General features: G+C 68.1%; 24 protein-coding genes. 11 read left to right on the top strand and 13 right to left on the bottom strand.

The features are described 5' to 3' along the window. The first annotated feature begins 225 nt into the window (after positions 1–225). The 3 genes from CLG85_RS13455 to CLG85_RS13445 all read left to right on the top strand — a co-directional run bounded on the left by CLG85_RS13455 (position 226) and on the right by CLG85_RS13445 (position 3,811). On the top strand, positions 226–1,578 hold the full coding sequence (locus tag CLG85_RS13455; RefSeq protein WP_095882661.1) for an LLM class flavin-dependent oxidoreductase: 1,353 nt from the start codon (positions 226–228) through the stop codon (positions 1,576–1,578). A gap of 194 nt (positions 1,579–1,772) precedes the next feature. Continuing rightward, positions 1,773–2,810 carry an AI-2E family transporter gene (locus CLG85_RS13450; RefSeq protein ID WP_224843029.1) on the top strand — a complete coding sequence of 346 codons (1,038 nt, stop codon included), beginning with the start codon at positions 1,773–1,775 and terminating at the stop codon, positions 2,808–2,810. A gap of 167 nt (positions 2,811–2,977) precedes the next feature. Beyond that, entirely contained in the window at positions 2,978–3,811 is an 834-nt protein-coding gene (locus CLG85_RS13445; RefSeq protein WP_095882218.1) for a bestrophin-like domain, read from the top strand. 23 nt (positions 3,812–3,834) lie between these two features. Here the strand turns inward: CLG85_RS13445 and CLG85_RS13440 are convergent, their stop codons facing one another. Both CLG85_RS13440 and CLG85_RS13435 read right to left on the bottom strand, forming a co-directional pair. Then, positions 3,835–3,999 (bottom strand): cupin domain-containing protein, encoded by a 165-nt coding sequence (locus CLG85_RS13440; RefSeq protein WP_260349082.1) that lies wholly within the window; start codon positions 3,997–3,999, stop codon positions 3,835–3,837. Between the two features lie 505 nt (positions 4,000–4,504). Further along, entirely contained in the window at positions 4,505–5,500 is a 996-nt protein-coding gene (locus tag CLG85_RS13435; RefSeq protein WP_095882220.1) for a YihY/virulence factor BrkB family protein, read from the bottom strand. A 147-nt stretch (positions 5,501–5,647) separates the two neighbouring features. Here CLG85_RS13435 and CLG85_RS13430 point away from each other — a divergent pair, with 147 nt between their 5' ends. Genes CLG85_RS13430 through CLG85_RS13420 form a run of 3 tightly spaced genes read left to right on the top strand, consistent with a single transcriptional unit; the run spans position 5,648 to position 7,720 of the window. Further along, a complete protein-coding gene (locus CLG85_RS13430) occupies positions 5,648–6,625 on the top strand; it encodes a diacylglycerol/lipid kinase family protein (RefSeq protein WP_235865386.1) in 978 nt (325 codons plus the stop codon). Continuing rightward, positions 6,622–7,476 (top strand): metallophosphoesterase family protein, encoded by an 855-nt coding sequence (locus CLG85_RS13425; protein WP_095882222.1) that lies wholly within the window; start codon positions 6,622–6,624, stop codon positions 7,474–7,476. Before CLG85_RS13430 ends, CLG85_RS13425 begins: the two co-directional genes overlap by 4 nt. Positions 7,477–7,501: 25 nt before the next feature. Continuing rightward, positions 7,502–7,720: a hypothetical protein gene (locus CLG85_RS13420; protein ID WP_095882223.1), complete on the top strand. Its 219-nt coding sequence runs from the start codon at positions 7,502–7,504 to the stop codon at positions 7,718–7,720. Between the two features lie 12 nt (positions 7,721–7,732). On the opposite strand, the gene CLG85_RS13415 is transcribed toward CLG85_RS13420, so the two are convergent. The 3 genes from CLG85_RS13415 to msrB form a co-directional block, all read right to left on the bottom strand. Next, positions 7,733–8,353, bottom strand: coding sequence for an exopolysaccharide biosynthesis protein (locus tag CLG85_RS13415; protein WP_095882224.1), 621 nt, complete (start codon positions 8,351–8,353; stop codon positions 7,733–7,735). Positions 8,354–8,497: 144 nt separating this feature from the next. Continuing rightward, positions 8,498–9,007, bottom strand: a complete 510-nt coding sequence (msrA, locus tag CLG85_RS13410) for a peptide-methionine (S)-S-oxide reductase MsrA (protein WP_095882225.1) — start codon at positions 9,005–9,007, stop codon at positions 8,498–8,500. After that, entirely contained in the window at positions 9,004–9,453 is a 450-nt protein-coding gene (msrB, locus tag CLG85_RS13405) for a peptide-methionine (R)-S-oxide reductase MsrB (RefSeq protein ID WP_095882226.1), read from the bottom strand. The genes msrA and msrB overlap by 4 nt, the downstream gene beginning before the upstream one ends. A gap of 314 nt (positions 9,454–9,767) precedes the next feature. Between msrB and CLG85_RS13400 the strand changes: the two genes are divergently transcribed. After that, positions 9,768–10,310 carry a hypothetical protein gene (locus tag CLG85_RS13400; RefSeq protein WP_095882227.1) on the top strand — a complete coding sequence of 181 codons (543 nt, stop codon included), beginning with the start codon at positions 9,768–9,770 and terminating at the stop codon, positions 10,308–10,310. A 338-nt stretch (positions 10,311–10,648) separates the two neighbouring features. Here the strand turns inward: CLG85_RS13400 and queG are convergent, their stop codons facing one another. Both queG and proS read right to left on the bottom strand, forming a co-directional pair. Continuing rightward, entirely contained in the window at positions 10,649–11,719 is a 1,071-nt protein-coding gene (gene queG / locus CLG85_RS13395; protein WP_095882228.1) for a tRNA epoxyqueuosine(34) reductase QueG, read from the bottom strand. 202 nt (positions 11,720–11,921) lie between these two features. Further along, positions 11,922–13,268, bottom strand: coding sequence for a proline--tRNA ligase (gene proS, locus CLG85_RS13390; protein WP_095882229.1), 1,347 nt, complete (start codon positions 13,266–13,268; stop codon positions 11,922–11,924). A 284-nt stretch (positions 13,269–13,552) separates the two neighbouring features. Here proS and CLG85_RS13385 point away from each other — a divergent pair, with 284 nt between their 5' ends. The 4 genes from CLG85_RS13385 to CLG85_RS13370 all read left to right on the top strand — a co-directional run bounded on the left by CLG85_RS13385 (position 13,553) and on the right by CLG85_RS13370 (position 19,370). Further along, positions 13,553–14,653 carry an AI-2E family transporter gene (locus CLG85_RS13385; protein WP_095882230.1) on the top strand — a complete coding sequence of 367 codons (1,101 nt, stop codon included), beginning with the start codon at positions 13,553–13,555 and terminating at the stop codon, positions 14,651–14,653. A 2-nt stretch (positions 14,654–14,655) separates the two neighbouring features. Beyond that, a complete protein-coding gene (locus CLG85_RS13380) occupies positions 14,656–15,336 on the top strand; it encodes a P-loop NTPase family protein (protein WP_224843011.1) in 681 nt (226 codons plus the stop codon). Positions 15,337–15,416: 80 nt separating this feature from the next. Further along, entirely contained in the window at positions 15,417–17,591 is a 2,175-nt protein-coding gene (locus tag CLG85_RS13375; RefSeq protein WP_260349079.1) for an RNA degradosome polyphosphate kinase, read from the top strand. 204 nt (positions 17,592–17,795) lie between these two features. After that, positions 17,796–19,370, top strand: a complete 1,575-nt coding sequence (locus CLG85_RS13370; RefSeq protein WP_095884124.1) for a Ppx/GppA family phosphatase — start codon at positions 17,796–17,798, stop codon at positions 19,368–19,370. Position 19,371: 1 nt separating this feature from the next. Here CLG85_RS13370 and CLG85_RS13365 read toward each other — a convergent pair whose 3' ends face one another. The 6 genes from CLG85_RS13365 to scpA form a co-directional block, all read right to left on the bottom strand. After that, on the bottom strand, positions 19,372–19,809 hold the full coding sequence (locus tag CLG85_RS13365) for a hypothetical protein (protein WP_095884121.1): 438 nt from the start codon (positions 19,807–19,809) through the stop codon (positions 19,372–19,374). Between the two features lie 55 nt (positions 19,810–19,864). Further along, positions 19,865–20,866, bottom strand: a complete 1,002-nt coding sequence (locus tag CLG85_RS13360) for an endonuclease/exonuclease/phosphatase family protein (RefSeq protein WP_095884122.1) — start codon at positions 20,864–20,866, stop codon at positions 19,865–19,867. Positions 20,867–20,870: 4 nt separating this feature from the next. After that, positions 20,871–21,554, bottom strand: a complete 684-nt coding sequence (locus CLG85_RS13355) for a molecular chaperone DjiA (protein ID WP_095884123.1) — start codon at positions 21,552–21,554, stop codon at positions 20,871–20,873. Positions 21,555–21,652: 98 nt separating this feature from the next. Beyond that, the gene (locus tag CLG85_RS13350; RefSeq protein WP_260349078.1) at positions 21,653–22,132 is read right to left on the bottom strand and encodes a GNAT family N-acetyltransferase; all 480 of its coding nucleotides are present in this window, start codon (positions 22,130–22,132) and stop codon (positions 21,653–21,655) included. After that, complete coding sequence (locus CLG85_RS13345) at positions 22,129–22,743, bottom strand: VOC family protein (RefSeq protein ID WP_224842999.1); 615 nt, start codon at positions 22,741–22,743, stop codon at positions 22,129–22,131. Before CLG85_RS13345 ends, CLG85_RS13350 begins: the two co-directional genes overlap by 4 nt. A gap of 346 nt (positions 22,744–23,089) precedes the next feature. Then, positions 23,090–25,225 carry a methylmalonyl-CoA mutase gene (gene scpA / locus CLG85_RS13340; protein ID WP_095884182.1) on the bottom strand — a complete coding sequence of 712 codons (2,136 nt, stop codon included), beginning with the start codon at positions 25,223–25,225 and terminating at the stop codon, positions 23,090–23,092. Positions 25,226–25,285: the final 60 nt, after the last annotated feature.

Below are 25,285 nucleotides of genomic sequence, written 5' to 3'. Positions count from 1 at the left end.
TTTATGTCTATACAATTGAAGAGCTGTCAATCGAGCCGTCGGGAAAACGCGCGGGCGGGCGCCGCGATGCCCAACCAGCAGGCACCGCAAGAGTCGGGCCGGTCCGCACTTTCGCTCCCTCGATCACTTTAGAAAAACTAAACCAATGCGCAGCTCCGCCCCGCTTGTCCAAAGTGCCTCCAAGCGACATTCTCGCTGCATCTTTCGCCCGCCAGAGGACTCCCCATGTCGCGCCCCGACCAGCTCAAACTCGGTACCTTCGTCTATACATTCGGCTTCCACCCGGCGGCCTGGCTGCACCCGGGCAGCGACGTGCAGGGCGCCAATGACCTCGCGCACCTCAAGAAGGTCGCGCAGATCTCGGAGGCGGCCAAGCTCGACTTCATGTTCTTTGCCGACAGCCCGGCGGCGGCCATCGGCGATCCCGCCGCGCTCGCCCGCCAGCCCACCAAGATGAACCGCTTCGAGCCGATCACCGCGATCACCGCGCTGTCGCAGCACACCGAGAGGCTGGGCTTCGTCGCCACCGCCTCGACCTCCTATTACGAGCCCTACAACATCGCCCGGCTCTTCGCCTCGGCAGACCACATGTCGGGCGGGCGGATGTGCTGGAACGTGGTGACCTCGGACCATGACGAGACCGGCTACAACTACAACCGCGAGGGGCTGCCGCCGCATGCCGAGCGCTACGAGCGCTGCGAGGAATTCGTCGACGTGGTCTTCGGCCTCTGGGACAGCTACGAGCCCGACGCGCTGCTGCTCGACCGCGACAGCGGCATCTACCATGACCAGAACAAGCTCCACGAGCTGAACCACCACGGCAAGCACTTCCAGGTGCGCGGCCCGCTGAACATCGCCCGCACCCCGCAGGGCCGCCCGGTGATCGCCCAGGCGGGCGGTTCGGAGCCCGGCATGGAGCTCGCCGCCCGCACCGCCGAGATGGTCTTCTCGCTGGCCTCCAACATCGAGAAGAACCGTGCCTTCTACGCCAACGTGAAAAGCCGCATGGCCAAGTACGAACGGCATGAGGATGATCTGAAGATCATGCCCGGCATCGTCATCAACGTCGGCGAGACCGAGGCAGAGGCCGAGGCCAAGGCGCAGCAGCTTGTGGATCTCATGCACCCGGACGTCGGGCTGCTGATGCTGCAGGAATTCCTCGAGGCGGACCTGCGCGGCGTCGATCTCGACAAGCCCTTCCCGATGGAGCGCATGCCCGAGAAGGCCAAGGGCTCGAAGGCGCTCTTCGACGAGCTGAAGGAGTTCGTCACGCAAGGCCACACCATGCGCGAGCTGATCACGCATTACGCCCGCCGCCACACCGGCAACGGGCTGACCGGCACGCCGAGCCAGATCGCCGATTTCATGCAGGAATGGTTCGAGACCCGCGCCGCCGACGGCTTCATCCTGATGTTCCCGACCCTGCCCAGCTCGCTCGAGGATTTCACCCGGCTGGTGGTGCCCGAACTGCGCCGCCGCGGGCTCTTCCGCGAGGACTACGAGGCCGGCACCCTGCGCGGCAACCTCGGCATCTCGGAACCCGGCAACCGCTACGCGCTGGCCCGAGCGGCGGAATAGGCGGGCCGCGGGGAGAGCCGGGGCTCTGCCCCGGACCCCGGGATATTTGCACCTAGAAGAAAGGCGGGCGGGGCGGCGGGAGCGGCCTCCGCCCGACTGTCACAAAATCGGGGCGGCGGGGCGCGCAGCGCAGGGAACGAATTCCGCATCTCGAAGTTGAGGGCCATGATCCCTCATTTGAGACTGCCCATTTCATGAACCGCACCCCCACCGCCGACCCCGTGCTGCGCGTCAGCGTCGCGATCCTTGCGGGGCTGGCCCTGCTGGTCTGCCTCAAGCTTGCCCAGGACATCTTCGCCCCGCTGATGCTGGCGGTGATCGTCGGCATCATCTTCTCGCCCCTGGCCGATCGGATGGAGAAGATCGGCCTGCCGCGCGGGGTCGTGGCGATCTTGCTGATCGTGCTGATCTTCTTTCTGATCGCCTCGCTCGGCTTCCTGGCCGAGCCCTATATCACCGCCGCCATCGACCGGATCCCCACGGTGAAATACGAGATCCGCAAGTTCCTCTTCGAGTATCGCGATCTGATCCGCGGCATCGACGAGGTCGAGCAGGCACTTGGCGCGGCGCAGAAGAAGGCCGAGGAGGGCTCGGGCATGCCCAGCGTCACCGATGCGCTCTACCTCGCGCCGGTCATCGTGGCGCAGGCGCTGGTCTTCTTCGGTGGGCTGTTCTTCTTCCTGCTGACCCGTTGGGGCATCTACAACTGGATGGCCCATCGCATCGGCGACAACACCACCACCGCCGCCATCCTCGAGCGGTTCTGCGCGGCCGAGAATTCCGTTGCACGCTATTTTGCAACGATCTCGCTGATCAACATCGGCCTCGGCTTCGCGGTGACCGGCGGGCTCATGGCGATCGGCATGCCCGCCGCGCCGATCTGGGGCATCGCCGCGGCGCTGCTGAACTACGTGCTCTACGTCGGGCCCGCCGCCATGGTGGCGGGGCTGCTGCTCAACGGGCTGGTGGCCTTCGACGGGCTGATGAGCTTTGCGCCGGCGGCGGTCTACCTGCTGCTGAACATGTGCGAGGCGCAATTCGTCACCCCGGGGCTGGTCGGCAAGCACATCCAGATCAACCCCTTCCTGATCTTCGTCTCGCTGGTCTTCTGGCTCTGGCTCTGGGGGCCGCTCGGCGGCATCGTCGCCATTCCGACGACGGTGATCGTGCTGCACCTCTTCGACATCATCGGCGAGGGGCGCAAGGCCCCTGCCACCCGCCGCGCCGCCTGAGGCGCGGCGGCTCCGGCCGCGCGGCCCTGCCCGCGCGGCGTGCCGCAAGAATCTCTTTGCGAAACCGCCCGGGTAGAGGATCATCGTGCCGGCAGGATTGCTCCCGGAGTCCCCGGCATTTCCGACTCCAAGGACCCTGCGCGGTTTTCAGGAGTCGAGGTTTCCCGGTGTCCATCGCAACCCATTCGATCCCCTTCGGGCTGGTCATCCTCATCTTCCTGCTGGCCCTGCCCGCCTGCGCCTTCGCCGGCTTCCACCTCGGCAGCCACGAGCGCAACCGGGATCCCGCACGCTATACCGAGGGCAAGATGCCGGGCGAGGCCTCGCTCGGCGCGCTGCTGGCGCTGCTGGGGCTGCTGCTCGGCTTCACCTTCAGCGCCGTGCTGGGCTGGCGCGAGGCCAGCGTTTCGGCGGTGGTCGAGGAGGCGGCGGCGCTCGGCACCGCCTTCTTGCGCGCCGACATGCTGCCCGAGGCCGAAGGCCGTCCGCTGCAGCAGGCGCTGCTCGGCTACGCGCGCACCCGCATCGTGCCGTCGGGCTACCATGCCACCCGCGAGAACGTCGACGCCTTCGTGGCGCACAGCACCGAGGCGCAAGCGGCGCTCTGGCCCACCACCATGGCGGCGCTGACGCCCGAGGTGCCCGCCCCCGTCTCCACTTATGTCGCAGGCGGCATCACCGAGGTACTCGACGCCCACACCCGCCGCGTCGCCGCCGCCTCGAAGAGCATAACCTCGGGCATATGGATGCTGCTGACCTTCGCCGCCGGCTCGGGGCTCTTCATCATCGGCAACCGCGCGGCGCTGCAGGGCCGAAGGCTCAGCTGGCGGACGCTGGTCTTCTCGCTGGTGCTGACCGCGGTGCTGGTAACCATAGAGGATCTCAGCCGGGCCTCGGACGGGTTCACCGTGGTGCCGCAGACCCCGCTGGTCGCCGCCGTGGCCGACATGGAGAGCGCGCTCGGGACCGCGGCGCTGGCCAGAGCCACCCCCAGACCCTGACGCCCAGATCCTGACGCCCGGCGTCAGCCCGGCACCAGCGCCTCGAGCTCGGGCAGAAGCACCACGCTTTCCTGCTCATTGGGATCGGTCCGCGCGATCACCGCAACCGCCGGCTCGGTACCGTCGTTGAGCGGCAGATGCGGCGTGTCCGCCGGGATGTAGATCAGATCGCCGGCGGAGGTTTCCATCACGTGCTCCAGTTGCGCCCCCCCAATACATGCGCGCCCGCCCCGAGATCACGTAGATCGCGGTTTCATGGGTCTCGTGCTTGTGCGCCTTGGCGCGCGCGCCCGGGGGAATGGTGAGCAGGTGCATGCACAGCCCCTGGCTGCCCACCGTTTGCCGCGCGATGCCCTCGAAGTAGTCGAACCCCTGCTTGCCCGCGTAGGCGCCTCCGGGCCGCAGCTTGACGCAGTCAGCCATCCGATTGGCCCTCCCGCCGAGTGTGCTCTGCCCCTCGAGGCTACGCGAGGGACGACCGCCGCACAATTCAAACCCGCGCAGGGGCCAGGCCGCCGTGTTGCGCCACCGCAGGAAAGGAAAAGGCTCCACCTCGGGGAAAAGGTGGAGCCTTGCAATGATCCGGGCCACTGAGGGAAGTCGGGACAGGGTGCAACCCGGGATCAGGGACAGAACAAATGCTGCGTCCTTGAATTCCAAACACTGGGGCGGGCCATTGGTTCCCGCAATTCGTCAAATTTTTTCAGAAGCTTCCCGGGCGTCTCGCGGAGCCCGCTCCGGGGGTCCCTCCGCCCGGTCCTTTTCTGTGGCGCGGCGGGCAATGAGCACCCGCGCCAGCTCGGTATTGAGCTGGGCGCCCAGCAGCGTCACCAGCGCGCTCACGTAGAACCACAGCAGCAACGCCACCACCGCCCCGAGCGAGCCGTAGACCTCGTTCAGCCGGTCGAAGTTGCGCACGTAGCTGGCCAGCGCAAAGGAGCCGATGGCCCAGGCGATCACCGCGATGGCCGCGCCCGGCGTCAGCCAGGGCATGCGGGCGTGGCGCCGGTTCGGCCCGAAGCGGTAGACCAGTGCCACCGCAAGGTAGACCACGCAGAGCAGCACGATCCACTTCGTCCCCTCCACCGCGATCTCGACCTCCGCCGGCAGGTGCAGGAAGACCATTCCCGCCGGCACCACCACCACCGCCGCGAAGGCCAGCAGCGCCACCAGCACCAGCACCGCGGTCATGCCGTAGGCGACCAGCACCCGGCGCAGCGGGTTGGTCCGGTGCGGCGCCTCGGTCACCGTGTTGAGCCCCCGGATCAGCGCCGCCACCGAGGCCCGCGCCGTCCAGATTGCCAGCACGATCGAGGCGATCGAGGCCCATTGCAGCGTCGAGCGGTTGGTCGAGATGAGCTGGGTGATCTGCGCGTCGATGAGCTGGAAGGCGGTGTCGGGGATGACCTCGGTGAGCAGCTCCATCTGCTCGGCGATGGCGATGGGATCGGCCCAGTAGCCCCAGATCGCGATCACCGCGGCCATGGCCGGGAAGATCGACAGGAAGGCGTAGAAGGCCACCCCCGCCGCGATCAGCCCGAGGTTGCGCTCGTCCATGCGCTTCCAGGTCCGCCACAACGCGTGCAGCCAGCCGCGGAGCCCCACATGGCGAAGCCGCACGCGGTCTTCATGCGCGGTGACGCCCGCGGACTGCGGCGAGGGATCGGGCGGGGAGGAAGCGTTCTGCATCTGGGCAACCTGCGCAGAAGCCAACGCGGCGTCAATCCGCTGGTTGCCTCAAGTGGTGCAAAATTGCGACGCCGCTCCCGCGTTGCCAGGGGAACCGCCCGCACCTGCGCGCGTTGATCTCCGGAACCCCCGATGGAGAGCGCCCCCGTGACCGACAATCGAAAGATCTGTGTCATCCTCAACGAGCACTCCGGGGACCACCCCGACAAGCAGAGCCGCCGCAAGTCGCTCGAGGACCTCTTCGCGCAGAACGGGCTCGAGGCCGAGTTGATCGGCCTCACCCCCGACAAGCCGATCCTCGACACGGCCCGCAAGGCGGCGGGGAACGGCTGCGCGATGATCGTCGCGGCGGGCGGCGATGGCACCATCGGCGCGGTGGCCACCGCGGCGCATGAGGCGGGTGTGCCCATGGGGGTGATCCCTCAGGGCACCTTCAACTATTTTGCCCGCGGCCTCGACATCCCCGAGGAGCCCGAGGATGCGGTGCGCATCCTCGCCACCGGCCGGCTGCGCGAGATCAGCCTCGGAGAGGTGAACGGAGAGGTCTTCCTCAACAACGCCAGCCTCGGGATCTACCCTTTGATCCTGCGCACGCGCGAGGGCGTCTACCAACGCTGGGGCCGCTCTCGACTGGCCGCCTATTGGTCGGTGGTATTGGCCCTTGCCGGTTTCCGCCACCCGCTACGCCTGCAGGTCGAGGTGGATGGCCGCAAATCCGAGATCCGCACACCGCTCGCCTTTGTCGCGAACAGCGCCTACCAGCTAGATCAGTTCAACCTCGACGGGGCGGAGGCGATACGCGACGGCGAGTTCGTGCTGTTCACGTCCAAGGGCACCAGCCGCTGGGACCTCGTGCGCGCCTCGTTCCGGCTCGCCATCGGCAAGGCGCAGAAGGGCGAGGAATTCGGCTGTGTGACCGGCCGCGAGATCACCTTGCACACGGCACGCCCCAAGGCGCTGGTGGCTCGCGACGGCGAGAAGGAGCTGATGGAGACACCGATCCGCTTCCGCCGCCGCTCCGAGCCACTGCGGGTGATGGTACCGTCCGAGAACGTCGCGGCCCTCGAAGAGCCGCAGATCGAAGAGCCCGCGGACGCCGCCCTCGAAAAAGCGCTGCCCGCATGACCCGGCTCATTCACCTCTCGGACCTGCACTTCGGCCGCACGGCGCCCGAGCTCCTCGACCCGCTGCTGCGGGCGGTGAACGGCGCCAAGCCCGACCTCGTCGCGGTGACCGGCGATTTCACCCAGCGCGCCCGCCGCAGCCAGTACCGCGACGCCCGTGCCTTCCTGCGCAAGCTGCAGGCCTCCTGGATGGCGGTCCCGGGCAACCACGACGTCTCGCTCGACAACCTCTGGCTGCGCTTCGTGCGCCCCTACCGCCGCTACCGTCGCTTCATCACCGAGGAGATGATGCCGGTGAAGCACCTGCCGGGACTGACCGTCGTGGGCTTCAACACCGTCGACCGCTTCCGCTGGCAGCGCGGCAAGATCCGCTGGCTGCAGATGCGCCACGCCTGCCGGATCTTCTCGGAGAGCAAGGGGCTCAACGTGGTGCTGGCCCACCACCCCTTCGAGCAGGACCCCGACGTCGAGAAATCGCTCATGCGCGACGCCGACCAGGCGATCGAGCGCCTCTCGGAATGCGGCGCCCACCTTGTGCTCTCGGGGCACCTGCACCGCTGGCGGACCGAGCCGTTCCTGTCGCGCAAGCACGGCGCGCAGGTGCTGCAGGTGCATGTGGGCACCGGGCTCTCGACCCGGCTGCGGGGACAAGAGAACGATTTCGCCATCCTCGATCTCGACAGCCACAGCGCCAACATCCGCCGGATGATCGCCCGCGAGGACCATTTCATCGAGGCCGAGCGGCGGCACTACAGCTTCGGCGACAAGGGCTGGGAACGCAGCCCCGAATGGCCGCCGCGCGCTCCGCAGCAGGCGGACCCCGTCGCCGCGCAGGGCGTTGGGCCCGAGTGAGACTTCAGCCCGCAAGGAGGCCGAGATGACCGCTGACAGTCGCGACGAACACGCGCATGACGTCGCCCACCCACACGACGTCCGCGCCGGTCCCGGGGACGCCGGTGCCACGGACCGCCCCGTCCAGCTTCCCGAGACGCCCGAGACCCGCCGCATGGGACGCCGAGCGGTGCTGCTCTTCGTCGGCCTGGTCGTCGCCGCCGTCGTGATCATCGCCATTTTCAACGGTGCCGCCGGCCGCTGAGCCGAACCGGCGTCAGATCACCCCGGCGATCATCAGCGGCACAAGCACCGCCGCCGCCAGCGTCACGCAGCCAATGGTGGCAAAAAGCCCATCACGTACCAGCAAAGCGGTCGCAAAGCAGAGCACCGTCAGCCCGAGGATCGACGAGGAAAACGGCACCAGCTCGAGAAAGGGCATGGCGAGGCCGCAGAGCAGGCACACCGCCTGCAGCAGCTTGCGCATCGGCCCGGCGGTCATCAGACGCAGCCGGCTGCGCGCGTTCCGGTCGAGCCAGTCGCCAAGGCCCCGCAGCTTGCCCAGCCCCTTGCGCGCCTTCGCCCCGTCGAAGCTGCGCGCCATGAGGAACTCGGGCAGCCACAGATGGCGCCGCGAGATCAGCATCTGCCCCGCGATGAAAGCGATCAGCAGCCCGCAAAGGGTCGAGAAGAGCGGGATCCCCGAGAGCGGCGAGACCACCAGCAGCGCGGGCACCATGAGTGCCGGGATGAAAGAGCTTTCGCCGAAGCTCTCCACCATGTCGCGCAGCGATACCCGCGGGTCCTGTGCGGCCTTTTGCAGGCGGTCGACGATCTCGCCCACAGGACGATCGGTGGAAGACCCGGCAACGGTCTCGGGCGCGGCGGCGCTGCTCATGCGGGGCGGTCCTTCGAGGCTGGCGAACTTTGGGTGAACGAACTCTGGGCGAACGCCGGCGAAGCTTTGACGGTTCCCTTCCGGCATGTCGAGGGGCGGCGCGGCCCCCGCCGCGCCGCCCCCGCAAACGTTACCAGCCCTGCCTCATTCCGCCGCATCGCGGCGCGGCAGCACCCAGTCCGGGCGCGGGAAGTGGCAGGTGTAGCCGCCGGGATAGCGCACCAGGTAATCCTGATGCTCCGCCTCGGCCTCCCAGAAATCGCCCACCGGCGCCACCTCGGTCACCACCTTGCCGGGCCAGATCCCCGAAGCGTCGACATCGGCGATGGTCTCCAGCGCCTCGGCCTTCTGCGCCTCGTCGACATAGTAGATCGCGGAACGGTAGCTCATGCCAAGGTCATTCCCCTGCCGGTTGAGCGTGGTCGGATCGTGGATCTGGAAGAAGAACTCGAGGAGCCGCCGGTAGCTGATGGTCTCGGGATCGAAAAGGATCTCGATGCCCTCGGCATGGGTGCCGTGGTTGCGGTAGGTGGCATTGGGGACATCGCCGCCGGTATAGCCGACGCGGGTGCCCTCGACCCCCGGCAGCCTGCGGATCAGATCCTGCATGCCCCAGAAACAGCCACCGGCCAGAACTGCGCGTTCAGTGCTCATGCCACGTCCTCCACTTGATCAAGGTAGGCGCCGTAGCCCTCGGCCTCCATATCCTCGCGCGGTACGAAGCGCAGCGAGGCGGAGTTGATGCAGTAGCGCAGCCCGCCACGGTCCACCGGCCCGTCGGGGAAGACGTGCCCGAGGTGCGAGTCGCCATGGGTCGAACGCACCTCGGTGCGGATCATCCCGTGGGTGGTGTCACGCAGCTCGGCGACATGGGCCGGCTCGATGGGCTTGGTGAAGCTCGGCCAGCCGCAGCCGCTCTCGTACTTGTCGGACGAGGCAAACAACGGCTCGCCCGAGACGATGTCGACGTAGATGCCGGGCGCCTTGTTGTCGAGATACTTGCCGGTGCCCGGCCGCTCGGTGCCGTTCTCCTGCGTCACGCGGTACTGCTCGGCATCGAGTGCCGCGATCACGTCGGGATTGCGTTCATATGTCGCCATGGAATCCTCCGGTCTTTGGTCTTGGCCCTAAGATGGGGTCCCGCGACGGCAAAGCAAAGGCCCCTTCGCAGGCGCCCCGCCGCTGCGTGCATGTCCATCCGAGGCGCCCCGCCGCCGAGACGCGCAAGCCGTGGGAACCGGCGGTGTCCCGCCACCCCACAGGGGCCCTTTCCGGCAAGACCATGCCGTTTTCTCACGCGGCCGTCACCTTGCGGCGACAGTGGGATCCGAAGACCGCTCCTGCGCATTAGCTCCATGACCGGCGCAACGATGCGCTCCGGAGCCACCGACCAAGGATGCTAGGGAGACCCGATATGACCCTCCGTTCCACCACCAGACTCGGCCTTGCCGTTCTCACCGCCGCCTCGCTCTCCGCCGCGGCCCATGCTCAGACCTCGCTTGCCGCGGATCCCGCGACACAGGACCAGGCGCCGCTCGAAAGCTCGGAGATGACCCAGAGCACCGGCGCCGCCGGATCGGGCATGACCGACACCGCGCCTGTCTCGCCCCAGACCGCCGAAGCGCTGCGCGCCGAGGTGCCGCAAAGCTACGGGCAGGCGATCTCCTCGCTGCGCAATGCCGATCTCTCCATGGCCGACCCGGAAACCGTGGTCGAAGCCTCGAAGGTCGAGATCCTGCCCCTCAGCACGCTGAAAGGGCAGGCCAACGAAAGCGCCGAGGCCCTCGATGACGCGCTGAAGGCCGCCGCCCCGGAACTCGACGCGCTGCGCGGTCTGCTGTCGGACAATGACGAGCTGACGGCAGAACTGGACCAGCAGGGCTTCGCACCCGACGACGTCATCGGCGTCTACGCCGCGCAGGACCATATCGAGCTGCTGGTCGACGACCGCGGCTGACCATCCGCGCCCAGCCGGTGCGGTCCGGGGCTTGCCTCGTGGCTCCGGAAGCCCCCTGCGTTCTCCAGCGCAGGGGGCGTTTGCACGTGGCAAGCTCCCGTAGCGGAGCCCCATTGCACGCGTGAGACGCGGTGCTGATCACGGCACACGCACATGGCGAACACCCCCGTTCCCGTTCGCGTGATTTTCCTTGCAGGACACCCCAGCCCCGCCCATCTTTGCAGCAGGAGGCACGTACTCCTGTCAGAACCTCCTGGATCCCAGGAACCCTCGTGGGCGTCGGTGCCATCCCTCGGCACCGACGCTTTTTCTCGTGTCCCCGCGGGGACGGCAAATCCTCACCCGCCAGCTCCCCCGGCGTCCGCCAACTGCGCCACCGCCCAGCGCGCCGCGTCGCATACCGTCTCGTCGGCATCTCCGCACAGCCCCTGCGCCACGCCCCGCAACTCCACCCGTCCCGAGTTGCCGATGGCATAGAGCACATTGCGCACGAAGCGGTTCCGCCCGATGCGCTTGATCGGAGATCCCGAGAAGCGCGCCCGGAAGCCCGCATCGTCCAGCCCCGCCAGCTCGGCCAGCGGCGGCGACAGCAGGTCCTCTCGGGCGTGGTATTTCACCTCCGACGCGACCTCGGCGAACTTGTTCCAGGGACAGGCCGCAAGGCAATCGTCGCAGCCGTAGATGCGGTTGCCGAGCAGGCCCCGCAGGTCCGTGTCGACAGGGCCGTCGTGCTCGATGGTGAGATAGGAGATGCAACGCCGCGCATCGAGTCGGTAGGGCGCCGGGAAAGCCGCCGTCGGACAGGCATCGAGACAGGCCCGGCAGGAGCCGCAATGGTCGCGCTCGCCCCCGTCCACCGGCAACTCAAGCGTGGTGAAAATCGCCCCGAGGAAGAACCACGAGCCCAGCTCGCGGCTGACAAGATTGGTGTGCTTGCCCTGCCAGCCCAGCCCCGCCGCCTGTCCCAGCGGTTTCTCCATCACCGGCGCGGTGTCGACGAAGACCTTGATCTGCGGCGCCTCGGACCCCGCCTCGCGGCTGGCGGCATCGATCAGCCAGCGCCCGAGGCGCTTCAGCTTCTTCTTCACCACGTCGTGGTAGTCGCGGTTCTGCGCGTAGACCGAGATCGCCGCCCGCTCCCGTTGCGCCAGCACCGTGCGGGGGTCTTGCTCGGGGCCGTAGTTCTCGGCCAGCATGATCACCGAGCGCGCCTCGGGCCAGAGCGCAGCCGGGTTGCCGCGCCAATGGGTGCGCTCGGCCATCCAGCCCATCTGCCCGTGGTACCCGGCCTCGAGAAAGGCCGCCAGCCGTTCCGCCACCTGCGGCACGTCGCCGGGGCGGCAGATGCGGCAGGCCGCAAAGCCCACCTCCGCCGCCTCGTCCACCAGCCGTGCCTTCAGATCGTTCATGAGACCCCTTTCCTCTGGACCCCAGACATCGGAACGGGAAGCGGCCCAGTCAATGACTTTCGCGCCTCTGTCCGGGTGGACGCCGCGCGAGATGCGACAGGGCCGGCCCCGGAACCCCGGGACCGGCCCTTTCTTCTAGGGAAAAATATCCCGGGGGTGATTTCGCCGAAGGCGAAGAGGGGGCAGCGCCCCCTCGTCCGGGTCAGCCCTTCGCGACCACGCCGTAGATTTGCGCGATGCGCTCGACCGCCGCCTCGGGAGGCAGCTCCTCGCTCTCGCCGGTGCGGCGCGAGGTCAACTCGACCACGCCGTTCTTCAGCCCTCGCGGGCCGACGGTGATCCGCCACGGCAGGCCGATGAGGTCCATGGTGGCGAACTTGCCGCCGGCGCGCTCGTTGGTGTCGTCGTAGAGCGGCTCCAGCCCCAGCGCGGTGAGCGAGGCGTAGATCGCGTCACAGGCCGCGTCCGCCTCGGCGTCGCCCTGCTTGAGGTTGACGATGCCGCAGTGGAAGGGGGTGACGCCCTCGGGCCAGATGATGCCCTTGTCGTCGTGGCTGGCCTCGATGATCGCGCCCAGCAGGCGAGACACGCCGATGCCGTGCGAGCCCATGTGCACCGGCACCCGGTTGCCGTCCTTGTCGACAACGGTGGCGCCCATCGGCTCGGAGTACTTGGTGCCGAAGTAGAAGATCTGGCCGACCTCGATGCCGCGCGCGGTGCGGCGGCGCTCCTCGGGGACCTCGGCGAAGATCGCCTCGTCGTGGGTCTCGTCGGTGCGGGCGTAGCGCGAGGTGAACTCCTCGAGCACGGCCTGGCACTGCTCGACCGAGTCGTAGTCGATCTGCCGGTCGCCGAACTTCAGCTCGGTGATCTGGCTGTCGTAGAAGACCTCGGATTCGCCGGTCTCGGCCAGCACAAGGAACTCGTGGGTGTCGTCGCCGCCGATCGGGCCGCTGTCGGCGCGCATCGGGATCGCCTGCAGGCCCATGCGCTCGTAGGTGCGCAGGTAGCTGACGAGGTGGCGGTTGTAGGCGTGCAGCGCGTCTTCCTTGGTCAGGTCGAAGTTGTAGCCGTCCTTCATGTAGAACTCGCGGCCGCGCATCACGCCGAAGCGCGGGCGGATCTCGTCGCGGAACTTCCACTGGATCTGGTAGAGCGTCAGCGGCAGGTCCTTGTAGCTGCCGACGTGGCTGCGGAAGATGTCGGTGATCAGCTCTTCGGCGGTGGGGGTGAACAGCATGTCGCGATCATGCCGGTCACGGATGCGCAGCATCTCTTCGCCGTAATCGTCGTAGCGCCCGGACTCGCGCCAGAGGTCCGCCGACTGGATGGTCGGCATCAGCATCGGGATATGCCCCGCGCGCTTCTGCTCCTCGTGGATGATATCCTCGATCTTGCGCAGCACCTTGAAGCCGAGCGGCAGCCAGGAATAGATGCCGGCGCTCGATTGCTTGATCATGCCGGCGCGCAGCATGTAGCGGTGCGACACGATCTGCGCCTCGGAGGGCGTTTCTTTCAGAACGGGCAGGAAATAACGGCTCAGACGCATGCGGGCCTCCCGGAAATTGGCGTTTCGCCCGGGTTAGGCGAAGGCCGCGCCAAGAGCAAGTGCCCTGCACGGCTGACAGGGGCCCTGAGCCGCCCACCGGACGAAACGGCGCACGCATCACGCGCCCGGGCCCGCGCCGAGATCCGCCCCCCGCCCTGCGGCACCGGCGGCTTTGCACCGGTGGCGGGCGTCACTCCCGGCTGGACGCGTCGCAACAGGCTCTCGGACTTGAAAAAAAAGCCGCGGAGCGGCGATCAAGGACAGACCGCAAGGAAAGGATTCCCATGGCGCTGCCCGTGCGCGATCAGATGAAGTACTGGGGCGTGGCCGCCATCGTCTTTGCCGTGGTGCTCTGGTACCTCGGCAACGTGCTGCTGCCGTTCATCCTGGGCGGGGCAATCGCCTATTTCCTCGACCCCGTCGCCGACAGGCTGGAACGCATGGGGCTGAGCCGCGCCATGGCGACCTTGGTGATCACCCTCTGCGCGATGCTGATCTTCATCATCCTCGCCCTTGCCGTGATCCCGACGCTGGTGCGGCAGGCGGCCGACCTGATCGAGACCGCGCCGCAGCTTTTCCGCGACCTGCGCGATTTCCTCGGCACGCATTTCCCCTCGCTGGTGGTCGAGGGCAGCCCGATGCGCGAGGCGCTCTCGTCGATCGGCGAGACGGTAAAGGAACGTGGCGCCGAGTTGCTGAACACCGCGCTCAGCTCGGCGATGTCGGTGATCAACATCCTGATGCTCTTCGTCATCGTGCCCGTGGTGGCGGTCTACCTGCTGCTCGACTGGGACCGCATGGTGGCGCGCATCGACGAGCTGCTGCCGCGCGACCACGCGCCGGTGGTGCGCCAGCTCGCCCGAGAGATCGACGCCACGCTCGCCGGCTTCGTGCGCGGCATGGGCTCGGTCTGCCTGATCCTCGGCTGCTACTACGCCATCGCGCTGGCGCTGGTCGGGCTGAACTTCGGGCTGGTGGTCGGGGTCATCGCCGGTCTGCTGACCTTCATCCCCTATGTCGGCGCGATCATCGGCGGCGCGCTGGCCATCGGGCTCGCGCTCTTCCAGTTCTGGGGCGAATGGTACTGGATCGCCGCGGTGGCGGGCATTTTCTTCCTCGGCCAGTTCCTCGAGGGCAATTTCCTGACGCCGAAACTGGTCGGCAGCTCGATCGGCCTGCACCCGGTCTGGCTGATCTTCGCGCTCTCGGTCTTCGGCACGCTCTTCGGCTTCGTCGGCATGCTGGTGGCCGTGCCGCTCGCCGCCGCGCTGGGGGTGATCATGCGTTTCGTGATCGACCAGTACAAGCAGAGCCGGCTCTATCGCGGGCTCGAGGTCGACAGCTACCATGAAGGCCGCAGGGCGACAGACCCCGAGGCCCGGTGATCATGGCCCGGCAGCTTGCCCTGCCCCTGCCGGTCCGCGCGGCGCTGGGGCGCGAGGACTATTTTGTCTCGTCCTCCAACAGCCTCGCCGTGGCTATGCTCGACGGCTGGCAGAGCTGGCCCGCCGGCAAGCTGCTGCTGGTCGGCCCCGCGGGCTCGGGCAAGACCCATCTCGCGCATGTCTGGGCCGCCGAGAGCGGCGCGACCATCCTGCCCGCCGCCGCCCTGCCCGGCCTGCCGATCCCGGAGCTTGCCGCCGCCCCGATCTGCATCGAGAACGTGCCGCGGATCGCCGGGGACCGCCCCGCCGAGGAGGCGCTTTTCCACCTGCACAACCTCGTGCTGGCGCAGGGCCAGCCGCTGCTGCTGAGCGCCGAGACCGCGCCGCGGCACTGGCCGCTGGTGCTGCCGGATCTGAAGTCGCGCATGGAGGCCACCCAGACCGCCACCCTGCGCGAGCCCGACGACGCGCTGCTGGCGGCGGTGCTGGCCAAGCTGCTGGCCGACCGCCACTGCATCCCGGCACCCGACGTGATCCCCTACCTGCTGCGCCAGATGCCGCGCAGCTTCGCCATGGCGCAGCGCGTCGCCGCCGAGCTCGATGCCCGCGCGCTCGGCCGCGCCAGGGGCATCACCCGGGCGTTGGCGCGCGACGTCTTGCTCTCGCTCGCGGGCCGAGGCTAGAGGAGCTTGCGCCGCCCGCGCCGGTCGGTCATCCTTGCCCTTTCATCAAGCTGTTGCAATTCGTGACGCATATGCCCCCCATGACCATCGCCGATTTTCTCAAAGCCCCGATCCCCGAGCCCCAGGACCTGCCTGACATCGACCTGTCCGGCCCGGGCCGCTTCTTCAACCGCGAGCTCAGCTGGCTCGGCTTCAACTGGCGGGTGCTGGAAGAGGCCGAGAACACCAGGGTGCCGCTGCTCGAGCGGCTGCGCTTCCTGTCGATCTCGGCGACCAACCTCGACGAGTTCTACACCGTGCGCGTCGCCGGCCTGCGCGAGCTCGCCCATGCGGGCAACACCACCCCCGCCGCCGACGGGCTGACCCCGGCGGAGCAGCTGGTGCTGATCGACGAGGACGCGCGCCAGCTCATGGCGCACCAGCAGCGGGTGCTCGGCGCGCTGCAGCTCGAGCTGGAGGCCGCGGGCATCAGCCTCGTGCTGCGCGACGACCTGCAGCCCGAGGACCTCGAGTTCCTGCAAAGGCAGTTCCTCGAGCAGGTCTTCCCGGTGCTCTCGCCGCTGGCCATCGACCCGGCGCACCCCTTCCCCTTCATCGCCAACATGGGCTACTGCCTCGCACTCGAGCTCGAGCGCAAGCGCGACCGCCGCACCCGGCAGGCGCTGTTGCCGATCCCGCATCAGATCGCGCGCTTCATCCCCCTGCCCGCCAGCGAGGGCGCGAAACGCTACATCTTCCTCGAGGACGTGCTGCTGCTGCACATCGAGAGCCTGTTCCCCGGCTACCGGGTGAAGGACCACTTCGGCTTCAGGGTTCTGCGCGACAGCGATATCGAGGTCGAGGAAGAGGCCGAGGACCTGGTACGCGAATTCGAGGTGGCGCTGAAGCGCCGCCGCCGTGGCGAGGTGGTCCGGCTGACCATCACCGCCGGCGCGCCCAAGCAGCTGCGCAGCATCGTCATGCGCGAGCTGCTGGTCGGCGAGGACGAGGTGATCGAGCTCGACGGGATGATCGGCATGGCCGACCTCAAGGAACTGGTCTCGGACGACCGCCCCGACCTGCTGTGGCCCAGCTTCACCCCGCGGGTGCCCGAGCGGGTGCAGGACCACGAAGGCAACATGTTCGAGGCGATCAAGCAGAAGGACATGCTGCTGCATCACCCCTACGAGACCTTCGACATGGTGGTGCGCTTCCTGACCCAGGCGGCGCTCGATCCCGACGTGGTGGCGATCAAGCAGACGCTCTACCGCACCTCGCGCAACTCGCCCATCGTCGAGGCGCTCTGCGAGGCCGCCGAGGACGGCAAGTCGGTGACCGCGCTGGTCGAGCTGAAGGCGCGCTTCGACGAGGCCGCCAACATCCGCCAGTCGCGGCGGCTGGAGCGCTCCGGCGCGCATGTGGTCTACGGCTTCCTCGACTGGAAGACCCACGCCAAGATCTCGAGCGTGGTGCGCCGCGAGGGCGACAGGCTGGTGACCTACACCCATTGGGGCACCGGCAACTACCACCCGATCACCGCCAAGATCTACACCGACCTCAGCTTCTTCACCTGCGACGCGCAGCTCGGCCGGGATGCTTCGAAGATCTTCAACTACCTGTCGGGCTACGCCATGCCCGAGGGGCTGGAGAACCTCGTCATCTCGCCGCACACGCTGAAGCCGCGCATGCTCGAGTTGATCGCCGCCGAGGCCGAGCACGCCCGGGCCGGCCGGCCGGCGCAGATCTGGCTGAAGATGAACTCGCTGATCGAGCCCGACATGATCGACGCACTTTACGCCGCCAGCCAGGCGGGCGTGAAGATCGACTGCGTGATCCGCGGCATCTGCGGGCTGCGCCCCGGCATCCGCGGCCTGTCCGAGAACATTCGGGTGAAAAGCGTCGTCGGCCGCTTCCTCGAGCATTCGCGCATCGCCTGCTTCGGCAATGGCCACGGGCTGCCGCACAGCAAGGCGCGGGTGCTGATCTCCTCGGCGGACTGGATGGGGCGCAACCTCAACCGCCGCATCGAGACCGGCGTCGAGATCATGAACTCCACGGTGAAGGCGCAGATCGTCAGCCAGATCATGGCGGCGAATCTCGCCGACACGGCGCAGAGCTGGGTGATGGAGCCCTCGGGCAAGTTCACCCGCCACCCGGTGCCGGAGGGCGAATTCTCGTTCAACTGCCATCGCTTCTTCATGGAGAACCCCTCGCTCTCGGGCCGCGGCTCGGCAGGGGCCAAGGACGTGCCCAAGCTCACCCACGCCGGCGACTGACGGCCTTGCCGGGCGCGCGCTGGCGAGAGGGGGCTTCGGCCCCCTTTCTTCTAGGCGAGACTATCCCGGGAGAGCGGCACGCAGGTGCCGCGGGGGCAGAGCCCCCGATCCATCGCTTGCCCCGCACGAGGTGCGCCCTAACCTCTTTTGCGCCATGGGCTCTCCATGCTAGAGGGAGGGGCGAGACCAATGCCGGAGGAGCAGATGGACGGTAACGGCGACTCCAGCCAGGGCGATGCAGGGCTTTTCGGGCGGCCGCTCTTCGACGATCCCCGCGCGCGGCGCCTGTCGAAAGTCGGCGTGGTGGACATCGGCTCCAACTCCGTCCGTCTCGTCGTCTTCGACGGCGCGGCGCGCAGTCCCGCCTATTTCTACAATGAAAAGATCATGTGCGGCCTCGGCGCCGGCATGTCCGAGACCGGCCGGCTGAACCCCGAGGGCAAGGCGCGGGCGCTTGCGGCGCTGCAGCGTTTCCAGACGCTGGCGCGGGGCATGGACCTGCCGCCGCTCACCGCCGTCGCCACCGCCGCCATGCGCGAGGCCGAAGACGGCCCCGCCTTCCGCGCCGAGATCGAGCAGGCGACCGGGCTGAAGATCTGGGTGATCGACGGTGACGAGGAGGCGCGGCTCTCGGCGCAGGGCGTGCTGCTCGGCTGGCCGGGCGCCAACGGGCTGGTCAGCGACATCGGCGGCTCGTCGATGGAGCTCGCCGAGATTCGCGGCGGGCAGATCGGCAAGCGCGCCACCTCGGAGCTCGGACCCCTGAAGTTCAAGGACATGGAGGGCGGCAAGAAGGCGCGCGAGAAATACATCGCCAAGGCGATCGCTGGGCTCGCCGAGCGCATGGGCACCGAGCCCGCGCCGCTGTTCCTCGTCGGCGGGTCGTGGCGCGCCATCGCCCGCATCGACATGGAGCGGCTCGGTTACCCGCTTCACGTGCTGCACGAGTACCGGATGACCGTCGAGTCGGCCGAGGAGACGCTGAGGTTCATCGAGGACGCCGATCTTGACGCGCTGCGAGGCGCCTGCGGCATCTCCTCGGCGCGGATGAGCCTCGTGCCCTATGCCTCCGAGGTGCTGGCCGAGCTGCTGAAGGTCTTCAAGCCCACCGGCATCGCCATCTCCAGCTACGGCATCCGCGAGGGGCTGCTCTACGAGCAGATGCCCCAGATGCTGCGTGACCGCGACCCGTTGATCGAGGCCTGCCGCTTCGCCGAGGCCAAGGACGCCCGCCTGCCCGGCTTCGGCAAGAAGCTCTTCCGCTTCGTGCTGCCGCTCTTTCCGGGCGCCTCGGAGGCCACCCTGCGCATCGTCAAGGCGGCCTGCCTGCTGCATGACGTGAGCTGGCGTGCGCATCCAGACTACCGCGCCGAGACCTGTTTCGACAATGCCACCCGCGCCAACTTGGGCGGGCTCGACCATCCCGAACGGGTCTACCTCGGGCTGGCACTGCTGCACCGCTACCGCAACAAGCGCGAGGGCACCCGGTTCGAGGATTTCTACTCGCTGCTCGACAAGGAGCGCACGCAGGAGGCCGAGATCCTCGGCAAGGCGATGCGCTTCGGCTCGATGCTCTGGATGTCGGATGTCAGCCACGAGGACGGCGCGCAATTCCACTGGGAACCCGACGACCGCCGCCTGCGACTACACCTGACCCGGGACGCCTCGCCGCTCTACGGAGAGGTTGCCGAGGCGCGGCTGCTGTCGCTGGCCAAGGCGCTCTCGGCCAAGGCGCTGGTGCTAGAGATTGACGGCGCGCCCCCGCGCGAGCTGCTGTGAATCAGAGCTCGATCTCGCCGCCGGGCCCGGCCTCGGGCATCTCCGGCGCCGCCTCGGGTGCCTCGGGGTCGAGTTTCTCGCGGCGGCGGATCAGGATATCGCCGTTGGGCAGCATCTCGGGCGCTTCATAGAGCGTCCAGTCCTCGATCTGCTCCGAAAGCTGCGCCATGGCGGGGCCCATCTCGTCGACGAAGCTCTGCAGCGCCGGGCCCATGCGGTCGGCCAGCCCCTTGAGATCCTGCAGCGCCGGGTCGAGCTCGTCGCGCAGCCCGCGCAGGAACATGTCGGCGCCGCGCTCCATGAGGCCGGGGCCGTTGTCCAGCGTGTCCTCGCTCTCTCCGGGGGTGTCCGCCGCCTGAGAGAAGGCGGGCGTGGCAAGCGGCGCAAGAGGCGCCGCGATGAGGCATGCCGCTAGGGCAAAAGGGAAAATCCGGCTCATGGCGGCACTATAGGCGGCTTGTGCGAGTCGCGACAGCGAAACCCCGAAGCTCCGGTCAGACGGCAAGATCCAGCGTGACCGGGAAGTGGTCCGAGGCGGTCAGCAGCGCCTTGCAGAGCTCGGGGGTCTGCCAGCAATGGGCGTCCTCGAAGGGATGCCAGATCCGCCACTCGCGCGCCGCTGCGCGCAGATCGCGCGAGACCATGACGTAGTCGAGCAGCGCCTGCAGGTAGCGTTTTTCCGGCTCGATGTAGAAGCGCGCGGTGCTCGGCTGCGGCGTGAGGCGGCCGCGCAGTGCCTGCGCCGCATGCGGGTCGTAGAGCGCGGTGTCGCCCTTACCGAGGATGATCTCGACCGAGCTGCGCCCGAAGAGGCTCTCGTATTCGTCCAGCCCCGGACCGTCGTTGAGATCGCCAAGCACGATGACGCTCTCGCCCTCGTCGAGCAGCGTGTCGACCCGGCGGCGCAGCCAGATCGCCTGCGCCAGTTGCTTGCGGCGGTTGGCGATCGAGGCGCGCATGATCTGGTCATGCCCGCGCACGCCATGCGGCGCCTTGGATTTCAGATGCGCGCCGATCAGCCGGATCACCTTGCCCGCAGCGGTGGTCAGCTCCACCTCGAGCGGCGGCTTGGAGAAGACCACGAGGTCCTCGGTGGCGTCGATGTCGAGATCGATGCGGAACTCGCCGTCGAACCGCGGCGCGCGCGGGCCCTCACCCGGGACATGGCGTACGCTCATCTTGTCAGGATCGTAGAGCAGCGCGATTTCCTGCTGCGTCTCGTTGACGAAGCCGACAAGGACCTCGCGGGCGCGCAGGTGGAAAGCCTGCGCGAAGCTCTGGAGCGCGCGGCGGGTGTCGCGGCGGGTGCCGGTGTCGGGCGCCTCGATGATCATCACCGCGTCGGCGTCCATCGCCGTGAAGACCATCCCAAGCGCCTCGGCCTGTTCGCCGCGGGTGATGTCGCGCCGCCCGGACCAGTGATCATCCATCAGAAGCTCGCCGCGGTTGCTGAAGAGATCGTCGAACCACTCGACGTTGTAGGTGGCAAGGCGCATGGCCTCAGACCTGTTCGCGGGCCGAGATCTCTTCCCATGCCTGGTTGATGGCGATGAGGCGCTTTTCCGAGAGCTTGATCGCCTCTTCCGGCAGGCCGCGGGCGCACATCACGTCGGGGTGGCTTTCCCGCACGAGCTGGCGCCAGTGCCTGCGGATGTCCTCGATCGGCATCTCGGGGCTGACGCCCAGCACGGTGAAGGGGTCTGGCGCGCAATCCGGCACGAAGCGCGCCCGCAGGGCGCGGAAGGCGGTGTCGGGCATCTCGAAGATCTCGGCGACCCGCTCGAGGAAGGCATTCTCGGCCGTGTGGTAGTTGCCATCGGCCATGGCGATGTAGAAGAGCCCCTCGAGCAGGTCCGAGAGTTGCTGCGCGTTGCCGTCGAACATGCGACGGATACGGCGGGCGTATTCCTCGTAGCCGGCGACGTCCTGCCGCGCGAGGTTGAACACCCGCGCCGCCGCGCCCTCGTCCTCGGGGGCGATGGTGAAGATCTCGCGGAAGGCGGCGACCTCGTTGCGGGTCACCTGCCCGTCGGCCTTGGCCATCTTGGCCGAGAGCGCGATGACGGCGATGGTGAAGGCGACGCTGCGCTCGGGCGGCTGGCGCAGGCGCTCGAAGACAGCGGCGAGCCCCTCGCCCTTGGCAAGGGCGGCAAGCGCTTCGGAGATACGGGACCAGATCGACATGCGCCCAGTTTACGCGGCAATGCCGCAACTGTCAGTGCGACAATGAGAAGTCACGAAAAATTCTACGGCGCGTCAGCGGATCGTGGCGGTGCCCCCGGTCAGAGGAACTTCTGCATGAGCACGAGGTCCATCCAGCGCCCGAACTTGAACCCGACCTCGGGAAGGCGGGCGATTTCCCTGAAGCCGAGCGCGCCGTGAAAGGCGATGCCCGCCGGGTTCTCGCCCGAGACGCCGGCGAAGAGGCTGTGCGCGCCCTGCGCCCGCGCCTCGTTCATCAGCGCCTCCATCAGCGCCCGTCCGACGCCGCGCCCGCGCGCCGCGGGGCCGAGGATGACCGTGTGCTCGAGCGTCTTGGCGTAGCCCGGCCCGCCGCGGAACTGGAAGAAGGTGGCAAAGCCGAGCAGCAGCCCCGCGTCCTCGGCGACGAGGAAGGCAGGGCCCCGCGCGGCGAAGTCGGCCTGCAGCCCCTCGGGGGTCTTGCGCAGGTTGGTGAAGGTGGCCGCGCTGTCGTCGATGATCGGGTTCCAGATCGCCGCGACGGCGGCGGCGTCCCCGGCGACCGCGGGGCGGATGATCATTGCAGCACCCGACGGCCCGACGCGGTGGCGAAGGTGGCGCGCAGGGCGGGCTTGGCCTCGACCGCGAAACCGACCTGCGGGCTCGCCAGCACCGGGCCGAGCAGAGCCTGCAGCTCGTCCGCCCGCGGGTGGGCGACGGTGAGCTGCTCGAGCCGGAGGCCGGCCCCGGCGAGCGAAACCCCCGGCGGGACCGGGCTTTCCCATTCGATCAGCGCCGGGAAGAGCCCGTCGAAGGGCAGCATCCCGTCGCGCGGCACCGAGATCTTCCAGCTCAGCGACCCGCGGGTGACGGCGACCGCCTCTCCGGCCATGGGGAAACGCTCGAGCGCCGCCGCGATGTCGGGCACCCGGCAGATCCACTTGTCGAGCCGTGCCGGGCCCGCGAAGCTGTCAAGACCGAACCAGCGCGCCCGCCCCGGCGCAGGGGCGGAAAAATCGACGGCGATGGCCTCGAGGTAGAGCTCGTCTTCCAGCCCGATCAGGAAGTTGTGGGTGCCAAAGTCGGGATGCGCCCCGCCCGGCGACAGCGGCTGACCGAGCGCGCTTTCGGCATGGCTCACCGCCTCTGCCAGCGTCTCGCCGAGAACCGCCACGTGATCAAGCTCGAGCATCGTCCCTCCGATGTGACTGCATCGGATCACGATAGCCGGGGGCGCGGGGCGTGCAATGGCGAAATGGCCCCCTTTGCTGCGGGGCAGCATGGTCAGCGCGTCTGGCGGTGGTCAATCGCGCGCGCCGCCGCTAGGGTGCCGCCCGAAGACCCGGCAGTCACGACCGGGCCCCGAGGCAAGGACAGTCCCGATGAAAACCCGCACGCTCCTCCTGATGCTCGCCGCAACGCTTGGCCTGGCCGCCTGCGGCGTGCCCTTCGTGCCGTTCATCTGAGTACGGAACTGCCGCCCTGCGCGAGCATGGGCGGCAGGATGGCTCACGCAGGTCGCGTGAGCCGCCCCCCCCTCATTCCGCCGCGCGGGGCGCGCCGATGAGGCCGAGGATCTGCTTGGCCGCCGAGGGGATGTTGGTGCCCGGGCCGAAGATCGCCTTCACCCCGGCCTTGTAGAGGAAATCGTAATCCTGCTGCGGGATCACCCCGCCGCAGATCACGATGATGTCCTCTGCGCCCTGCTCCTTCAGCGCCTGCACCAGCTGCGGCGCCAGCGTCTTGTGGCCCGCCGCCTGCGACGAGATTCCGACGATGTGCACGTCGTTGTCGATGGCATCCTGCGCGGCCTCTTCCGGGGTCTGGAAGAGTGGGCCGACGTCGACGTCGAAGCCGATGTCGGCAAAGGCGGTGGCGATGACCTTGGCGCCGCGGTCGTGCCCGTCCTGCCCCATCTTCACCACCAGCATCCGCGGGCGGCGGCCCTCGGCCTCGGCAAAACTTTCCACGTCACGCTGGATCTGGGCAAAGCCCTCGTCGCCCTCATAGGCCGCGCCATAGACCCCGGCGAGGGTCTTCACCTCGGCGCGGTGACGTCCGAATTCCTTTTCCATGGCCATGGAAATCTCTCCGACAGAGGCCCGCGCACGGGCGGCTTCGACCGCGGCTTCCAAGAGGTTGCCGCCCTCCTTCGCGCGCCGTTCCAGCTCGGCCAGAGCCGCGTCGCATTTCGCCTGATCGCGGGTCGCGCGGACATGCTCCAGCCGGGCGACCTGGCTGTCGCGCACCTTGGCATTGTCGATATCGAGAATGTCGATCGGGTCCTCGCGGTCCTTGCGGTACTTGTTGACCCCGACGATCACCTCCTCGCCGCGGTCGATCTGCGCCTGACGGCGCGCCGCGGTCTCCTCGATGCGCAGCTTTGGCATGCCAGAGGCGACGGCCTTGGTCATGCCGCCCATCTCCTCGACCTCCTCGATCAGCGCCCAGGCCTTGTCGATCAGCTCGGCGGTGAGGCTCTCGACGTAGTAGGAGCCGGCCAGCGGATCGACCACGTTGGTCACCCCGGTCTCTTCCTGCAGGATGAGCTGGGTGTTGCGCGCGATCCGGGCCGAGAACTCGGTGGGCAGCGCGATCGCCTCGTCGAGCGCGTTGGTGTGCAGCGACTGGGTGCCGCCGAGCACCGCGCTCATCGCCTCGTAGGCGGTGCGGATGACGTTGTTGTAGGGGTCCTGCTCCTGCAAGCTCACGCCCGAGGTCTGGCAGTGGGTGCGCAGCATCTTCGAGCGGTCGGACTTGGCGCCGAACTCGGTCATGATGCGGTGCCAGAGCGTGCGCGCGGCGCGCAGCTTGGCGGCCTCCATGAAGAAGTTCATGCCGATGGCGAAGAAGAACGACAGCCGCCCGGCGAACTTGTCGACATCCATCCCGGCGTTGATCGCGGCGCGCACGTATTCGCGCCCGTCGGCCAGAGTGTAGGCCAGCTCCTGCACGAGGTTCGCGCCGGCCTCCTGCATGTGGTAGCCGGAGATCGAGATCGAGTTGAACTTCGGCATCTCGTTCGAGGTGTACTCGATGATGTCCGAGATGATCCGCATCGAGGGCTCGGGCGGGTAGATGTAGGTGTTGCGGACCATGAACTCCTTGAGGATGTCGTTCTGGATGGTCCCCGAGAGCACGGCGCGGTCATGGCCCTGCTCCTCGCCCACGACGATGAAGCTGGCGAGGATCGGGATCACCGCGCCGTTCATGGTCATCGAGACGGAGATCTTGTCGAGCGGGATGCCGTCGAAGAGGATCTTCATGTCCTCGACGCTGTCGATCGCCACCCCCGCCTTGCCGACGTCGCCGACCACGCGCGGGTGGTCGCTGTCGTAGCCGCGGTGCGTGGCGAGGTCGAAGGCCACCGAGACCCCCTGCTGACCCGCCGCCAGCGCCTTGCGGTAGAAGGCGTTCGAGTCCTCGGCGGTCGAGAAGCCCGCGTATTGCCGGATGGTCCAGGGACGGCCCGCGTACATGGTCGCCTTCACCCCGCGGGTGAAGGGGCCGAAACCGGGCAGCGTACCCATATGCGGCAGATCCGCTGTGTCCTCGGCGGTGTAGAGCGGCTGCACCTCGATCCCCTCGAGCGTGTGCCAGGTCAGATCGTTCAGCGTCCGTCCGCGCAGTTCCTTCGCCGCGAGCTGGCGCCACTCGTCCTTCTTCGCCGTCATCCTCTGGTCCTCTCTCCTCTGCGGGCCGGTCGCCGGGCGGTCCCGGTGCGCGCGGCCCTG

The sequence above is a fragment of the Alloyangia mangrovi genome (genome assembly GCF_002300555.2).
Taxonomy (GTDB): Bacteria; Pseudomonadota; Alphaproteobacteria; order Rhodobacterales; family Rhodobacteraceae; genus Salipiger; species Salipiger mangrovi.
Note: the sequence above shows the minus strand (reverse complement) of the source record. Positions and strands in the feature narration are given on the sequence as shown.

Bases quoted from the DNA above. Each gene is read 5' to 3' on its own strand.
- CLG85_RS13375 (WP_260349079.1), top strand. From the start codon at position 15,417: ATGACCATCGCCGATTTTCTCAAAGCCCCGATCCCCGAGCCCCAGGAC.
- CLG85_RS13345 (WP_224842999.1), bottom strand. From the start codon at position 22,743: ATGCTCGAGCTTGATCACGTGGCGGTTCTCGGCGAGACGCTGGCAGAG.
- scpA (WP_095884182.1), bottom strand. From the start codon at position 25,225: ATGACGGCGAAGAAGGACGAGTGGCGCCAGCTCGCGGCGAAGGAACTG.
- proS (WP_095882229.1), bottom strand. From the start codon at position 13,268: ATGCGTCTGAGCCGTTATTTCCTGCCCGTTCTGAAAGAAACGCCCTCC.
- CLG85_RS13365 (WP_095884121.1), bottom strand. From the start codon at position 19,809: ATGAGCCGGATTTTCCCTTTTGCCCTAGCGGCATGCCTCATCGCGGCG.
- CLG85_RS13370 (WP_095884124.1), top strand. From the start codon at position 17,796: ATGGACGGTAACGGCGACTCCAGCCAGGGCGATGCAGGGCTTTTCGGG.
- CLG85_RS13440 (WP_260349082.1), bottom strand. From the start codon at position 3,999: ATGGAAACCTCCGCCGGCGATCTGATCTACATCCCGGCGGACACGCCG.
- CLG85_RS13435 (WP_095882220.1), bottom strand. From the start codon at position 5,500: ATGCAGAACGCTTCCTCCCCGCCCGATCCCTCGCCGCAGTCCGCGGGC.
- CLG85_RS13385 (WP_095882230.1), top strand. From the start codon at position 13,553: ATGGCGCTGCCCGTGCGCGATCAGATGAAGTACTGGGGCGTGGCCGCC.
- CLG85_RS13400 (WP_095882227.1), top strand. From the start codon at position 9,768: ATGACCCTCCGTTCCACCACCAGACTCGGCCTTGCCGTTCTCACCGCC.
- msrA (WP_095882225.1), bottom strand. From the start codon at position 9,007: ATGAGCACTGAACGCGCAGTTCTGGCCGGTGGCTGTTTCTGGGGCATG.
- CLG85_RS13360 (WP_095884122.1), bottom strand. From the start codon at position 20,866: ATGCGCCTTGCCACCTACAACGTCGAGTGGTTCGACGATCTCTTCAGC.
- CLG85_RS13415 (WP_095882224.1), bottom strand. From the start codon at position 8,353: ATGAGCAGCGCCGCCGCGCCCGAGACCGTTGCCGGGTCTTCCACCGAT.
- queG (WP_095882228.1), bottom strand. From the start codon at position 11,719: ATGAACGATCTGAAGGCACGGCTGGTGGACGAGGCGGCGGAGGTGGGC.
- CLG85_RS13350 (WP_260349078.1), bottom strand. From the start codon at position 22,132: ATGATCATCCGCCCCGCGGTCGCCGGGGACGCCGCCGCCGTCGCGGCG.
- msrB (WP_095882226.1), bottom strand. From the start codon at position 9,453: ATGGCGACATATGAACGCAATCCCGACGTGATCGCGGCACTCGATGCC.
- CLG85_RS13455 (WP_095882661.1), top strand. From the start codon at position 226: ATGTCGCGCCCCGACCAGCTCAAACTCGGTACCTTCGTCTATACATTC.
- CLG85_RS13450 (WP_224843029.1), top strand. From the start codon at position 1,773: ATGAACCGCACCCCCACCGCCGACCCCGTGCTGCGCGTCAGCGTCGCG.
- CLG85_RS13425 (WP_095882222.1), top strand. From the start codon at position 6,622: ATGACCCGGCTCATTCACCTCTCGGACCTGCACTTCGGCCGCACGGCG.
- CLG85_RS13420 (WP_095882223.1), top strand. From the start codon at position 7,502: ATGACCGCTGACAGTCGCGACGAACACGCGCATGACGTCGCCCACCCA.
- CLG85_RS13380 (WP_224843011.1), top strand. From the start codon at position 14,656: ATGGCCCGGCAGCTTGCCCTGCCCCTGCCGGTCCGCGCGGCGCTGGGG.
- CLG85_RS13355 (WP_095884123.1), bottom strand. From the start codon at position 21,554: ATGTCGATCTGGTCCCGTATCTCCGAAGCGCTTGCCGCCCTTGCCAAG.